The sequence below is a fragment of the Clostridium frigoris genome, assembly GCF_018861865.1.
Taxonomy (GTDB): domain Bacteria; phylum Bacillota; class Clostridia; order Clostridiales; family Clostridiaceae; genus Clostridium_AD; species Clostridium_AD frigoris.
On the sequence record NZ_JAHLDV010000041.1, the window covers coordinates 17,024 to 31,709 of the forward strand.

15 protein-coding genes and 1 pseudogene are annotated in these 14,686 nt (G+C 29.7%); 5 read left to right on the top strand and 11 right to left on the bottom strand.

What is annotated here, in order from left to right; translation table 11 throughout:
- Positions 1 to 13: 13 nt before the first annotated feature.
- Positions 14 to 610, bottom strand: a complete 597-nt coding sequence (locus tag KPL37_RS14655) for an XTP/dITP diphosphatase (protein WP_216150521.1) — start codon at positions 608 to 610, stop codon at positions 14 to 16.
- Between the two features lie 165 nt (positions 611 to 775).
- On the opposite strand from KPL37_RS14655, the gene KPL37_RS14660 reads away from it, so the two are divergent.
- Positions 776 to 2,149 (top strand): hypothetical protein, encoded by a 1,374-nt coding sequence (locus KPL37_RS14660; protein WP_216150523.1) that lies wholly within the window; start codon positions 776 to 778, stop codon positions 2,147 to 2,149.
- Positions 2,150 to 2,477: 328 nt separating this feature from the next.
- Here the strand turns inward: KPL37_RS14660 and KPL37_RS14665 are convergent, their stop codons facing one another.
- The 8 genes and pseudogenes from KPL37_RS14665 to KPL37_RS14695 form a co-directional block, all read right to left on the bottom strand.
- A complete protein-coding gene (locus tag KPL37_RS14665) occupies positions 2,478 to 4,136 on the bottom strand; it encodes a peptide ABC transporter substrate-binding protein (RefSeq protein ID WP_216150525.1) in 1,659 nt (552 codons plus the stop codon).
- A 51-nt stretch (positions 4,137 to 4,187) separates the two neighbouring features.
- Positions 4,188 to 4,292: pseudogene (locus KPL37_RS19830) on the bottom strand (phosphodiester glycosidase family protein); the annotation flags it as partial.
- A gap of 460 nt (positions 4,293 to 4,752) precedes the next feature.
- Positions 4,753 to 5,181 carry an arsenate reductase ArsC gene (locus tag KPL37_RS14670; RefSeq protein ID WP_216150527.1) on the bottom strand — a complete coding sequence of 143 codons (429 nt, stop codon included), beginning with the start codon at positions 5,179 to 5,181 and terminating at the stop codon, positions 4,753 to 4,755.
- A gap of 121 nt (positions 5,182 to 5,302) precedes the next feature.
- Positions 5,303 to 6,352, bottom strand: coding sequence for an ACR3 family arsenite efflux transporter (arsB, locus tag KPL37_RS14675; RefSeq protein WP_216150529.1), 1,050 nt, complete (start codon positions 6,350 to 6,352; stop codon positions 5,303 to 5,305).
- A gap of 27 nt (positions 6,353 to 6,379) precedes the next feature.
- Positions 6,380 to 8,026 carry an FAD-dependent oxidoreductase gene (locus KPL37_RS14680; RefSeq protein WP_216150531.1) on the bottom strand — a complete coding sequence of 549 codons (1,647 nt, stop codon included), beginning with the start codon at positions 8,024 to 8,026 and terminating at the stop codon, positions 6,380 to 6,382.
- Positions 8,027 to 8,141: 115 nt separating this feature from the next.
- A complete protein-coding gene (arsA, locus tag KPL37_RS14685) occupies positions 8,142 to 9,884 on the bottom strand; it encodes an arsenical pump-driving ATPase (protein WP_216150533.1) in 1,743 nt (580 codons plus the stop codon).
- An 80-nt stretch (positions 9,885 to 9,964) separates the two neighbouring features.
- Positions 9,965 to 10,351: an arsenite efflux transporter metallochaperone ArsD gene (gene arsD, locus KPL37_RS14690; protein ID WP_216150535.1), complete on the bottom strand. Its 387-nt coding sequence runs from the start codon at positions 10,349 to 10,351 to the stop codon at positions 9,965 to 9,967.
- Between the two features lie 25 nt (positions 10,352 to 10,376).
- A complete protein-coding gene (locus tag KPL37_RS14695; protein WP_216150547.1) occupies positions 10,377 to 10,706 on the bottom strand; it encodes an ArsR/SmtB family transcription factor in 330 nt (109 codons plus the stop codon).
- Between the two features lie 400 nt (positions 10,707 to 11,106).
- Here KPL37_RS14695 and KPL37_RS14700 point away from each other — a divergent pair, with 400 nt between their 5' ends.
- The 4 genes from KPL37_RS14700 to KPL37_RS14715 all read left to right on the top strand — a co-directional run bounded on the left by KPL37_RS14700 (position 11,107) and on the right by KPL37_RS14715 (position 13,499).
- The gene (locus tag KPL37_RS14700) at positions 11,107 to 11,466 is read left to right on the top strand and encodes an ArsR/SmtB family transcription factor (RefSeq protein WP_216150537.1); all 360 of its coding nucleotides are present in this window, start codon (positions 11,107 to 11,109) and stop codon (positions 11,464 to 11,466) included.
- A 44-nt stretch (positions 11,467 to 11,510) separates the two neighbouring features.
- Positions 11,511 to 12,527, top strand: a complete 1,017-nt coding sequence (locus KPL37_RS14705) for a permease (protein WP_216150539.1) — start codon at positions 11,511 to 11,513, stop codon at positions 12,525 to 12,527.
- Between the two features lie 29 nt (positions 12,528 to 12,556).
- Positions 12,557 to 12,784 carry a thioredoxin family protein gene (locus tag KPL37_RS14710; RefSeq protein ID WP_216150541.1) on the top strand — a complete coding sequence of 76 codons (228 nt, stop codon included), beginning with the start codon at positions 12,557 to 12,559 and terminating at the stop codon, positions 12,782 to 12,784.
- 151 nt (positions 12,785 to 12,935) lie between these two features.
- The gene (locus KPL37_RS14715; protein WP_216150542.1) at positions 12,936 to 13,499 is read left to right on the top strand and encodes a class I SAM-dependent methyltransferase; all 564 of its coding nucleotides are present in this window, start codon (positions 12,936 to 12,938) and stop codon (positions 13,497 to 13,499) included.
- 62 nt (positions 13,500 to 13,561) lie between these two features.
- Here KPL37_RS14715 and KPL37_RS14720 read toward each other — a convergent pair whose 3' ends face one another.
- Both KPL37_RS14720 and KPL37_RS14725 read right to left on the bottom strand, forming a co-directional pair.
- Positions 13,562 to 13,969 carry a ribosomal maturation YjgA family protein gene (locus tag KPL37_RS14720; RefSeq protein WP_216150549.1) on the bottom strand — a complete coding sequence of 136 codons (408 nt, stop codon included), beginning with the start codon at positions 13,967 to 13,969 and terminating at the stop codon, positions 13,562 to 13,564.
- Between the two features lie 80 nt (positions 13,970 to 14,049).
- Positions 14,050 to 14,686 (bottom strand): metal ABC transporter permease (locus KPL37_RS14725; RefSeq protein ID WP_216150544.1); only part of this gene is annotated, 637 nt, incomplete at its 5' end.

A 14,686-nucleotide genomic window follows, 5' to 3' on the forward strand; every position in this document is an offset into this window, starting at 1 on the left:
ATAACTATATTTACTACACTAAATTTTTAAGTTCAATTTTTAATTTATTTAATGCTCTTCCCCTATGACTAATAGCATTTTTTTCCTCAGCATTCATCTGAGCAAATGTTTTTTTATATTCTTTCACATAAAATAATGGATCATACCCAAAACCTTCATCGCCTCTGAATTCAGATGTGATTACTCCATCCACTTCACCTTGTACGTTTATTATTTTATCTTCATTAACAATAAGTACCATTGCGCAAACAAATTTAGCCTTGCGCTCCTCCTCACTTGCAACATCTAAAAGATATAATAATTTTTCATTATTTGCTAAAGTATCTCCATGGACACCTGCAAACCTTGCTGAAAAAACTCCTGGTGCTCCATTTAACGATTCCACAGCTAAACCTGAGTCATCTGCAAGTACCATGTTCCCGTCAGCTATTTTAAAAATTTCACTAGCCTTTATGTATGCATTCTCCCTAAACGTACTTCCTGTTTCGTCTACATCAATATTAATATTAGCTTCTTTTAAAGATAATATTTCAAAATCAAACTCAGATAAAATTTCTTTTATTTCTTTTATTTTATGATTATTATTACTTGCAATTATTATTTTTTTCATTGATTTCTCCTTTTATCTATACTACTTATAGTACTCTTTTATTATTACCTATTATTTGTTTTAAGCCTTCATATAAATTCTTCCTTTCTAATTTCATAAAACTAGCACATTTTACTAGATGTAATCATATTATCTATATAAGGACTAATATATGGTGGTGATATAATGAATTTTCTAGGACCTTTTCTAAGAGTCAATACATTGAACAAAAACAACATAAGAAATCAATTTTTCTACTTATCAAAAGAATCATTAAAAGATATAGTTTTTTACTCCAAATGTGGGGTATATATTCCAGCACGAGACTTAAGATCTAAATCTTTTTCTAAGATTGATATTAACACAATTAATTTAAATTCTCCACTTTTATGTGTTTACAAAAAGGCAGATGCAAAATTAAAAATGAAAGAAGGTACATTAAATTGGAATGAAAACAAAGTAAAAAAAGAAATAACCATTAACAGCAACGCGTTCATGACTTTATCATTATTAGAACTCGTAGAATATTATCGTAGCTTTAAAAAAATAGATGATACTAAATATGCACTAAGCTCCCTTTATCTTAAGCTATGCAAAGAACAACTAGAATTTTATGCTTCTAATTTCCGAAATAAAGATGGGCTTTTTGTAGATAAAAAGGATATAACAGATCCTATGCAAGAAGATTTTAATTTTGAAGACAAAAACACCAAATTTAAATTTTCCGATCAAGCTTTTATGATGGCCGCTTACTACAAATACTCTTCTTTTGATAATGATGAACAGGAATATGAAAAATTTGCTTTAGACATCCTTGATATGTTCACTTTATATAAAGAAGAAATTTACAACGTATCATTTGAAGAACTTAACAAGATATGCTTAGCCCTAAATATTTTTTACAAGTATTCAGGCCTTGAGAAATGCAAAAATTTGTTAATCGATTTTCTTGATTTACTAATCGAACAATATAATGCTAAACCCTCTTTAATTATTAATGCTAAATTAGATTATTCCTGTATGCTTTTTATAAATTGTACACTTATATATAATAGTACTTCCATGCATAAGTTTAAGGATACTAGTGATGATTTATTTGAAAAGCTCACAAAATTATATGATAGTGAGAAGGGAATACTGCTAAAAGAAAGTGCCGAAAAAGAAGTAACATATACCTCTGATGAAATTATGCTTTACATCTATAGCCTAATCTTATATTCTGATTTTAATACTATAGAGGATAACTCAAATATGCTTCAAGATATTTTTAAGCACCAAATTTTAGACTCTGGCATTGTTTTAAGTTGGCCTGATTCTCCATCCTTAGATAATTCAGAACATTACAGGAATTTTTCATTAAAGTCAGAAGATTTAATTCAAGACGATAATTTCAGAGCACCAGAGACTCCAACACCTGAGAATAATGAATTAGCATCTATATTCATCAAAAATGTTGTATACAACAAACGTAAAGAAAGCTTTAAACAAAGTAAATCATCTTTTGATAGTAGCAAAAATATGTTTATATTTTTCTTAACAATATTCTTCCATAATCAATAATAGTGTTGTCTAATAATTTTTCTGAAATTATGCTATAACAAAAGTATATATTGCTCCAATACATTCACAACGCTAAACAATTCTAAAATTTATATTATTCACAGTTGCTAAAAAATACAAACTCGCTGCGCTCAGACATGTATTTTTATTAACGCAACTATAAATAATATAAATTAAGAATTGTTAAAGCTTGTTCAAATGTATTTTACGCAATATATACTTTGTTAGCATAATCCACGAAAAAAGCTTAGCCGTTCCAAAATAGAGTATAAAAATTTCTTAATTCCAAATTAACATATTTAGATTAAGCTTTAGAAATCATTGTTTGTTATTTTGTAACCGTTTTATTGTCCTTATAAGCGTAATCGAATTTTAGATTTCCGCCTTTAGTTGTATAGATATCTTTAATGTTTTCTTTTTTACATATTACAGTATTAGCTATATATACAGGTATGCATGGCAAATCTTTTACGAGTATCTTTTGTGCCTTATTATAAATTGTTATTTTTTTATTATCATTGTTTTCCATCAATGCTTTATCTATAGTTTTATCATATTCTGCATTCTTGTATCCATAAATATTATCTTTTGAATTCGCTGTCCATTTAGAAAAGAACTTATATACATCTCCATATTCTTCATCATTTCCTGTAAATTCTATATTATAATTTCCCGAACTTATTACTTTTTTAAGATCATCTTTTTGATAACCTGTACAAACTACATCTATATTTAAATACTTTTTTATGCTTTTTGATATTTCTCCACTTATCTTAGTATCAAAATTTTTATTTTCATACACCATAACTAATTTTTGTTCCTTATCATAATTACTATTTTTTAAGTATTCTTTGCCTTTAATTTCATTTCGAGATTCATCAAAAATCAATTTATCACTATTACTCGTATAAGGGGTGTAACTCATTGTTGGAACCGCCAAGTCTTCTGATAAAGTCTCTATTATCAATTTTCTATTTATTATTTCATTTATTGCATTTCTAAAGTTTTGGTCTACGAGTCCCTTATCTTTTAAATTAAAATTCAGATAATATCTACTTTGTGTAGGTTTAACTTCAGTTTTCTTTTCATCACTAAGAGTACTTATTTCACTTATTGGTGGACTTACAAATACATCAATTTTCGAGTTTTCACTATCTCCATTAGTTTCAAAATCAGCAAGTGCTTTCTCATCTCCAATTACTGACGTAAACAACATTTCACTGCTAACAATTTCATTTGCTCTCCAATACTTTTGATTCTTTAATAGTGTTATTTCCCCCGCTTTATTTATGCCTTTTATAATAAATGGACCACTATACTCAATTTGTTTATAGTTATCTTTCCAGTTTTTCATATTTAAATTATCTTCTCTTAGTGTATAAACTGGATTACTAAGGATATTAATAAAGTTATCCTTTGGGCTATTTAACCTTATCTCTAAACTTAAATTATCCTTTGATGCTACGATTCCAACTTTATCAAAAGTTACCTTTCCCAGGCTAAAATCTTTAGCTCCGAATATACAATATAATTGCTCTGAAAAAGCATTTCCTTTTTCTAATAATATATCATGAAAAAGCCTTACAAAATCTGTAGCTTTTATATCTGTCCCATTGCTATAGTGAAGATTTTTTCTCAATTTAAATGTATACCCAATTTTATCTTTCGAAATCTCATATTTTTCTGCCATTCCAAGCACTATTTTTCCATCTTTATCTTCCCTTACTAATCCTTCAAATAAGGCTAATAACAAATCTTTTTCACGAATATTATCATTGTCTACCATTAACAAATCTGCTGGCAATTCTCCTAAGTTATAAACTAAATACTTTCTGGATACCGAAGTAGTCACTTTTTTTTGAACACATCCACTGGTAAACATTATCATAAAAATTAAAATTGCACATACTATCTTCCTCATACTTACCCCCGCCTTAGGTGCATCTAAATGCATATCAAGTCCAAATCGCAGACTATTTTCATGCACCTTATTAGGAGTATTAACTTTTAATATATGAAATATTCTATTATTTTTAAATTATTTCCTGTTCTCTACATAAATAATTGAAGGTATAGATCTTTCTCCTAAGGGGTCTGATGGACTGTTTATGACTTCATCATCATAAAACATGGTAGAAGATGATTTAATGACTAATGTAGTACAAGAGTTTACCAAAATAAAACCCTATATTATAAATAAAAAAGACTGCAATAACCGTCATTATAATAATGATAATTACCTTGTTGCCTTGTATAACTTTTTTTACATTTTTAAACAGCTTATTCTCTTCCATGTTTAAAACACCTCAATATAAATATTTTATTTGTAATTTTTTATGAATACGACATATTATGTCTATTTAATTATACAGTAAATTTTATATAAAAGTTTAAAATTTTATATATATATCCTAAGTATGAAATATATTCATACTACTTAAAGAATAGCATATAACCACAAATTGAAAGCCACATGCTGGATATTACAATTCCAACATGTGGCTTTCACTTATACTACCCAAATAAAGTATTATTGTCACAAACAACAGCATTTAATATAAACTTGTAATATACTAGTATAGATTTATAAAACACACTCTAATCTACCATGACATTTGCGCATCTAAATTAATTTCATTATTATCTATTCTTTTCTTTAAGTCCTTAATTTTTTCTTCAATGTTCTTAGCTATTTTAATAAATTCCTCATCAGATTTACCAGTAGGATCGTCCAGTCCCCAATCTTCCTCATACCTGTGTGCTACAATTGGGCAAACTACATTGCAGCCCATCTTTATTACAATGTCGGCCTCTGGTATATCATCAATTAATTTTGATTTATGAGTTTTATTCATGTCTACATTATATAATTCCTTTATTATTCTAACTGCATCTTGGTTAATTTGAGGTTTGGTTTCAGTTCCTGCAGAATATGATTCAAACACAGATGACCCAAACTTTTTTCCAAGAGCCTCTGCCATTTGAGATCTACAAGAATTGTGAACACAGATAAATGCTACCTTTGGTTTCATAATATAATTCCCCTTTATATATATGCAGTAATTTATAATTCCCTCTAAACTGATTGTAGCGACCAAGGAGATGATTTAATTAGCCTGAGGGAATACAAATTCATTTGATTAATATACTAAATTAAGCCTTCTCTTTTGGAAAATATTTTCCTTTCCAATGTAATGCTACATTAACTAGTCCTATCATTACTGGAACCTCAACTAGTGGTCCAATAACAGCTGCAAAAGCTTCCTTGGATTGTATTCCAAATACAGCTACTGCAACTGCAATAGCAAGCTCAAAATTATTACTTGCAGCTGTAAATGCTAGTGTTACTGTTCTCTTATAATCAAATCCAGATTTATAACTAATATAGAACGACACCGAAAACATAATAACAAAATAAATTAATAGTGGAATAGCTACTTTAATTACGTCTAGTGGAAGTTCAACAATATATTGTCCCTTATAAGTAAACATAACTACTATTGTAAATAACAACGCAATTAAAGCAAACGGACTAATCTTTGGTATAAATTTCTTTGTATACCACTCAGTTCCCATTTTAGGTTCTAAAATAAATCTTGTGAGGAATCCGAGTGCAAATGGAATTCCTAAATAAATTGCAACAGATGTAGCTACAGTTCCCATTGAAATATTCACTTTATACCCAGTAAGCCCAAATAAAGGTGGTAATACTGTTACAAAAACATATGCAAATACTGAATAGAATATTATTTGAAATATTGAATTAAAAGCTACGAGTGCTGCAGCGTATTCACTATCTCCACCTGCTAAATGATTCCAGACTATTACCATAGCAATACACCTTGCAACACCTATTAATATAAGTCCTGTCATTAAACCTGGATCTGACCTTAAGAAAACTATTGCTAGTATAAACATTAATATTGGTCCAATAATCCAATTTTGTACTAAAGATAAAGTTAAAATTTTTGGACTTTTAAATACCTTTCCAAGTTCTTTGTAATTAACCTTTGCAAGTGGTGGATATAACATTACTATTAGTCCAATTGCAATAGGCATTGATGTATCGCCCACTGATAATTTTGATAAAACAACTGATGCTCCCGGCACCGCCCAGCCTAATAAAATACCCACTGCCATAGCTAAGAATATCCATAAGGTTAAAAACCTATCAAGTAATGATAGTCTTGGTCTCTCATTCATAATAAAATCCCCCTAATAAATCCATTTTCATTCTAATTTTGTTTTTGTCGCCTTGTAAAATTTATGACCTCCTGAAAGATTGTAAACCTTATTAAAGCCATGGTTAATTAAAATATTTTGTGTGGCGTTTCCAGTTACTCCTTTATTGCAGTAAGTAATTGTTAGAAGATCCTTATCTAAGGTTTCTAACTCTTTTCTTAACTCTGCATGTGGTATATTAACTGCCCTGTCCACATGGCATTCATTATATTGCTTATTTATCCTTGCATCAATAACCTGCATTTTCTCGCCTTTATCAATTAAATCTTGTGCCTTCTTCGCTGTGATGACAGGTCTATTCTTATTTAAGATGTTATCAAGTATCATTCCAGTGTAATGAACAGGATCTTTAGTTGTTGAAAATGGAGGTGCATAAGCTAGATCTAAGTGGAAGAGGTCGCAAGCCTTTGCACCATAAGTAATTAATGTTACAAACACATCTATTCTCTTATCGACTCCTTCATATCCAATAATTTGAACACCTAAAAGCTTTTGGGTAACCTTATCTGCAATCGCCTTTATAAGCATTTCCTTGCCATTAAAATACTCAGGTTTATCGTATTTTATATTATGGCACGTAACTATTTCATACCCCTCTTCTTTTGCTTCCTTTTCAGACAATCCTGTACTTGCAATTGCCAAATCAAAAAGTTTAAATATTCCAGTACTAATGTTACCTCTATATTCTGAAGTACCTCCACTAAGAACGTCTCCAGCAATTCTTCCTGTTTTGTTTGCTGTTGAACCAAGTGGCCTGTATACTGGATTGCCAGTAATTACAGAGAAAGTTTCAATACAGTCACCGCATGAATAAACGTCTTCAATGTTTGTTTGCATCTTCTTGTTAACCTTTATTGCACCGGTAACCCCAATTTCTATTCCTGCATTCTTTGCAAGCATTATATTAGGTTTTACTCCAGTTGCCATAATAACCATATCAGAAACTACCTCTGTACCATTTTCTAAAATAACCTTATTATCCTGTATATCAGCAATACCTGTATTTTTGATAATAGTAATGTTCTTCTTAATTAGAATATTTTCTAAAAAAGTAGCCATATCTTCATCAAGATTAGGTGTTATTTTGCTCTGCTTTTCTATAATAGTTACATTTATCTTGTTTGCCATTAAACTCTCAAGCATTTCAAATCCAATAAACCCTGTACCTGCAATAACTGCATTTTGTGGTTTGTTTTTTTCAATATAATTTTTGATATTTCTAGCACTTTGAACATTTCTAACGAAAAATACATTATCTTTATCTACTCCAGTAACATTAGGAACAAATGCTGTTGCCCCCGTTGCAATTACTAACTTATCATATTTATCTTTAAAAACTTCATTAGTATTAATGTTTTTAACAGTTAATTCTTTGTTTTGTATATCTATCTTTAATACCTCAAAACCTGTAAACACATTAATATTATATTTTTCCTTAAAAAATACAGGGTCTCTTGGAGTAAGGTCAGAAATATCCTCAATTTCACCACCAATATAATAAGGGATTCCACATCCCGAATATGATATATCCCTGTCTTTTTCATATATAACTATCTCAGCGTTATCATCATTTCGCCTGGCTTTAGCTGCAGCAGATGTTCCTGCAGCTACCGCACCAATAACAAGTATCCTCATTATAGTCCTCCTCAAGTTTCTGTTAACTTCATACATTATATAAACTATTTTGTTTATTATCTAAAGTATTAACTCTTTTGCTATTAAATATTTTTATTGTACATAATAAATTATTTTATACTAACAATTCGTTTAATTTATCACCCTTAATTTCATCAGGGCTCCAAGGAATAACTGCAAACTTACCCTTTGCATGTGCATCAACTTTGTTAATCCATTCAATTTCATTACTTGCTTTAGCGGATAGTAACTTATTAGTTGTACCCGTCTTGTATAAGGATGAATTAATAACCCACCATTTAGTTGAAATAGTTGCACGTATTAAATCTTCTTCAAGACGCATTGCTTCATATACTGGAGTAGCTTCAGCAAGAGTTACAATTATAACTTCAGTTTCATCTGCATTTTTGAGTCTTGGCAATAATTTTTTAACAGATTCAGGTATATCACCTTGTGAACGCTTAATTTCTTTGTTATAACTTTGCGTTGAATCAAGTAGTAATAGAGTATGACCCGTTGGAGCGGTATCAATGACAACAATTTGATCCTCTGCTTTATCTACTATTTCAGCAAAAGCTCTAAACACTGCAATTTCCTGCGTACATGGAGATCTTAAATCCTCCTCAACATATGCGATATCTTCCTCCGCCATAGTTTCTCTAGCTTTTGATAATACCTCATCTTGATATTTTTTAAGTTCAGCGTGCTCATCAATGTGACTCATAGTAATGTTACTGTTTTCTTTAATAACATATTTAAGATGAGCTGCAGGATCAGTTGTAGTAAGGTGTACCTTTTTTCCTTTTGCTGATAATCCCAGTGCTATAGCTGCTGCAATTGTAGTTTTACCTACACCACCCTTACCCATAGTAAATATTACCTTTTTATTGCCTTTGCATAAATCTTCAATAACATCTTTTAGAGATGGAATGGTTTTTGCATTTATTTTCTCACTACTTATACTATAATTATCTTTAGTAAGAAGGGCCCTTACATTATTCATGCCTGTTATATTGTAAGCTCTTAGTGGTACCATGTAGGTCTTAATTTTTTTTAAACCCTCTGGCATTTCTTGGAGTGATTTCTGTTGTTTTTGATAAAGACTTTCAGATACACTATCATCGAAAGAGCTCATCACACCATTTATTATCATTGTTTGATTATTAACGCCAATTTCAGATAATTCCTTTGATGCTCTTTCTGCTTCTTTAAGTGGAGTCATTTCTGGCCTAGAAATAAGCACAAGTGTTGTTAAACTTCCATCCGATAGGGTATCTACTGCCTTTTTATATATTTCTTTTTTACTATCAAGTCCTGAAAGCTGGCCTAAACATGAGGCACCATGTGTACTTTCACTAATAAAGCTACTCCAGGCTGATGGTAATTGAAGCATTCTAAGTGTATGACCAGTTGGCGCAGTATCAAATATAATATGGCCATAATCCTTTTGTAGCTTTTCATCTGTTATAAATTTTGAAAATTCATTGAATGCTGCAATTTCAACAGTACATGAACCAGAAAGCTGTTCTTCCATGTTTTTAAGAACAGCATCAGGTAATTTGCCACGATAAGGTGCAATCACACTTTCTCTATGCTCTGCAGCTGCTTTAATTGGGTCAAGGTTAGCAACTATAAGATTTGGTACTTCCTTAATTGGGACACCCTTATTTGTAAGTTCTGTGTTAAAAACATCTTGAAGATTTGATGCAGGGTCTGTACTTATAAGAAGCACTTTTTTCCCTCTATCAGCAAGATTTACAGCAGTTGCACAAGCTGTTGAAGTTTTTCCTACACCACCTTTACCTGTGTAAAATAAATACTTTGTAAGTTTAATATTTTGAGGATTAAAAATTTCCATGTTATTAAACACCTCCTGTTTTATATATTTATCTGTTCTTATATTTTGTTTTATAATTAATTTTTTTTAGATTTTAAATATTAGCAACATCCACCATCACAACCGCAACCTGTTGATGACTTTTTTATAGATGGTTTTTTGATAACTGATTTTAAAGAACTTACTGGCACGTCTAATAAACTGGCGAACTCTTCGTCCGTTGGATATTTCTTTGTTTTTACAACAACATCATCCACCATCGTAACTGGAAGCACATCTACCCCCTCATCATTTAATATCTTATTTATTGTTTTATTATCAACGAACATCTGCGGATTACCTGATAAATTATATCTTTCAACTAAAATTCCATTATTTTTTAAATTATTTATTACAGTAGAAACTCTTAATAATTGTCTATCAACTCCCGGTCCACAAACTCCTGTTGAGCAACACATAGCTGGTTCAAATATTATCATTTTTTTCATATAAAACACTCCTTTATATTTTTTATTATTTACAATCACATTCATCTTTAGTCTTATCATTACATATACATTCATCTTTATCTGTAACAAGATTCATAAGAAATAATATAAGTTTATTACAGTTATTATTATTTAGTGAATAGTAACTCCATAGTTTTTCTTTTCTGCATTTTACAATTCCATTGTCAACTAATACCTTCATATGATGAGAAAGTGTTGGCTGTGTAAATTCAAAATGCTCTAGTATATCACAAGCACATTTTTCACCGCAGGACAAAAGGTCAATTATTTTAAGTCTACTAGCATCTGAAAGTGCTTTAATAAGTTTTGCACTATCATCATAATTATTTTTCACTTCATCACCTCTTATATTCACATACGTCTATATATAATATACACCCTTGTCTATGTTATGTCAATTAGTTTACTAATAAAATAGGATATAATTTATACATACATTAACGTTCTTCTATATAGTATTTTATTCATTACTTCATTAAGTGTTCCCATAATTTTAAAAAAATAATCTTGATATCTATTTCAATTTCCCTAAACCCACATTTTTCATGTAACTTTATACCTACGATGTTTTCTCTTATCATTTCGGACCGAAAAGTCCAAAACTCATTTTATTTATCAATTATTCATTTAAATAAATAGTTGACAAATAGACGCTTAAGGAATATTATACTTATATACTCACATGGGCATATAAGTATAATGTTGTTATAATTAAATTTAAGGATGTGAAATTAATGGAAAAATTAATGAATTTATTTAAAGTTTTATCTGATGAAACGAGACTTAGGATTTTAGTATTATTATCCCATAAAAAACTCTGCGTATGCCAAATACAAGGAATATTAGAAGAATCTCAGCCTAAAATTTCTAAACACCTAGGTAAACTTCGAGATATGGGTTTTGTAAAAGATGAAAGACAAGAACAGTTTATATATTATTATATTAACAAGGATAATGAATTTCTAAACGAACTGTTAGAAAAAATAATTTCAAATTCTAAAAATTATACAACGATTCAAGCGGATCTAAAAAAACTTGATAAAGGCGATCAATACATGGAGTTATTGAAAACCAAATGTAATCCTAATAACTAATTTTACATCAATAATTCAAAATATTATTTAGGTAGGTGACAATAATGAATGTAATACCTCGAATATTTACTTGGCTAAATAATGAGATTTTAAAAATGACTTGGCTCTCAAATCTTATTCAAAGCTTTGTAGAAAACGTATTTGGACTATCCATTAAAGAGAGACTTGGTGGTAGCGTACACTTTTTTATTTATGACACTATAAAAATATTTATACTATTATCGGTATTGATTTTCCTTATATCCTATATTCAAAGTTATTTTCCACCAGAAAGAACAAAAAAAATTCTTGGAAATATTAAGGGCATTAAAGGAAATATATTAGGAGCATTACTTGGAACCATTACACCATTTTGTAGTTGCTCTAGCATCCCAATATTTATAGGATTTAACTCAGCAGGACTTCCACTTGGAATAACTTTTTCCTTCCTTATATCCTCACCACTCGTAGATTTGGCATCTTTATTAATCTTAATGTCTTTCTTTGGCGCTAAGATTGCTATAGCGTATGTTGTTGTAGGATTAATTTTAGCAGTTATAGGTGGAACTATTATTGATAAATTACACCTTGAAAAATATGTAGAAGGTTACGTAAAAGAAATAAAAGATGTGGATGTAGAAATAATTGAGATGACAAGGTCTGAGCGAATATCTTATTCAAAACAGCAGGTTAAAGATACAGTTCATAAAGTTTGGCTATATGTTTTAATAGGTGTCGGTATTGGCGCTGCGATTCACAATTGGATACCTCAATCAATAATCGAAACTGTAGTTGGAAATAACAATCCTTTTGCAGTCTTGCTAGCAACTGCAGTAGGCATACCAATGTATGCTGACATATTTGGCACATTACCAATAGCAGAAGCATTATTTGGTAAAGGTGTAGGTATTGGCACAGTGTTATCCTTTATGATGGCAGTAACCGCACTTTCACTTCCATCAATAATTATGCTTAGTAAAGTTGTAAAACCTAAATTATTGGCTATATTTGTAGCTATAGTTGCAACCGGTATAGTTATAATAGGATATTTATTTAATGCATTTTCATTCTTATTTGTTTAAAAAATAATAAATTATAAAGGAGAAATATTATGATAATAAAAGTTTTAGGTTCAGGATGTTCTAATTGCAAAAAACTAGAGGAAAATACAAGAAAAGCAATAGATGATTTAGGTATTGAGGCAACTATAGAAAAGGTTACTGATTTTAAAGAAATTATGGCTTATGGAGTTATGAAAACACCTGCTCTCGTAGTAGATGGAAAAGTTAAAATTATGGGAAGGGTTCCATCACCCGATGAAATTAAAAAATATTTATAATTTTAGAATGTCAAATAACAATGTTTAAATCAAATATAATTTATCTTTTAATCATAAAATATAATAATGATTAAAAGATAAATTTTAGGAGTTTCATGTTATAATATCACTATAATTGAATATACAGATATATTTAAAGGAGAGTGTTTATATGCACAAATTCAATATTAAAAGCTTAGAAAAATTAGATAATTCAACACGAAGACAACTTATGCCTCCTGCCCAAACCTTAAAAAATTTTCAAATAGGCGCTAAAGGGTCCTTGCTTGATGTAGGTTGTGGCATTGGATACTTTAGCATCCCTGCAGCTAATATTCTAAAGCAAGGAAATGTAATTGGCCTTGACATAATGCCTGAAATGATTGATATTGCAAAAGAGAAGGCAAAAGGTATTACTAATATAGAATTTATAAAGAGTGAAGAATATTCCTTTCCAATCCAAGATGCTTCAATTGATTACGTCTTTATATGTAATGTTATTCATGAAGTAGAAAATAAAGCTAAATACTTCAATGAAATAAGAAGAGTTCTGAAACCGAGTGGACTACTTTGTATTATTGACTGGGAGAAAAAAGAAACCAAAATGGGTCCATCTATTAATGATAGAATATCCAAAGTAGAAATGATTAAAATATGCGCTAGTGCTAATTTTGAACATCTTGAAGATGTATTTATAAATATAGATCATTATGGACTAAAATTTCAATTATTATAATTTTAAAAAAGTATGGATTATTTAAATAACCCATACTTTTTATATCATCTATAGAATTTAATCTATTCATACCTTACTCCTTTTTTAATTACTTTGATCAAAATTTCGATAGTTACACCAGCTCCAATTCCTATGGTGTATGCTAATAAGTCACTCAACAAAAATCCATATCCTAGTGTCAATCCTCCAATAGTTGTATTTCTAATAGTATCTATCCAATTAGCATGATACAACTGGCTCAATTCAATAAGATAACAAAATAATATCCCAATTATTGCAACTAACTTTGTTTTCATCTCTCTAAAAACAAATCCCAAAGCAAGAAAAATCATTAATGCCCACAGAGCATCACCCAAATATGTATTCAATAAATCCGGAATGAAATTAAACATCTTTCTTGAACCTAATCCTAAAATAATTACAACCACTGTCATTACAGCATAAGATAATCTATTACGTTTATATATCATAATTTTATTTGTTACCTCACTAATTTTCAACTTAACACCCTCTCTAAGTAACTATAATTATAGGTATTTTTTCATCAAACCTAATTGGAACGTTTTTTTAATGATAATGAATTTATCTTCTTTATCAATATAACTACTGCAAGTAATACAACTGAAATCAACGCAGTTATTCCTCCTGGCGCACAATTCATATAATAAGAAATAAATAGTGACAAGAGTATGTCTATCACACTAAACAATATCGAGTATAAAAGAGTTGATCTAAACCCTTTCTCTAATTGCATTGCTGTAGCTACAGGCAAAGCAATCATTGAGCTTAAAACAAGTACTCCAACAATTCTCATAGAAACAGATATTGTAGCAGCAACTAATATAGCAAATATGTAATTAATTAATTTAACATTTATTCTTCCAACTTTTGCTGCTTCTTCATCAAAAGCTATAATAACAAGCTTATTATATAATATTATTAGTGTCACAATTGATACAAGACTTAAAGCTAAGACAGCATATAAATCATCTCTTGTTACAGTTAATACACTTCCAAATAGAAATGAGTTCACATTTGCATGTAATTCTCCAGAACTCATGATAGTAATCGCAATTCCAACACTTAAAGACAGAACAACAACAAGTATTAGCTCAGCATATTTTTTAAAATAATCTCTTAAAAACTCAATTAATAATCCACAAAATGAAGTAAATACGAATGAACTC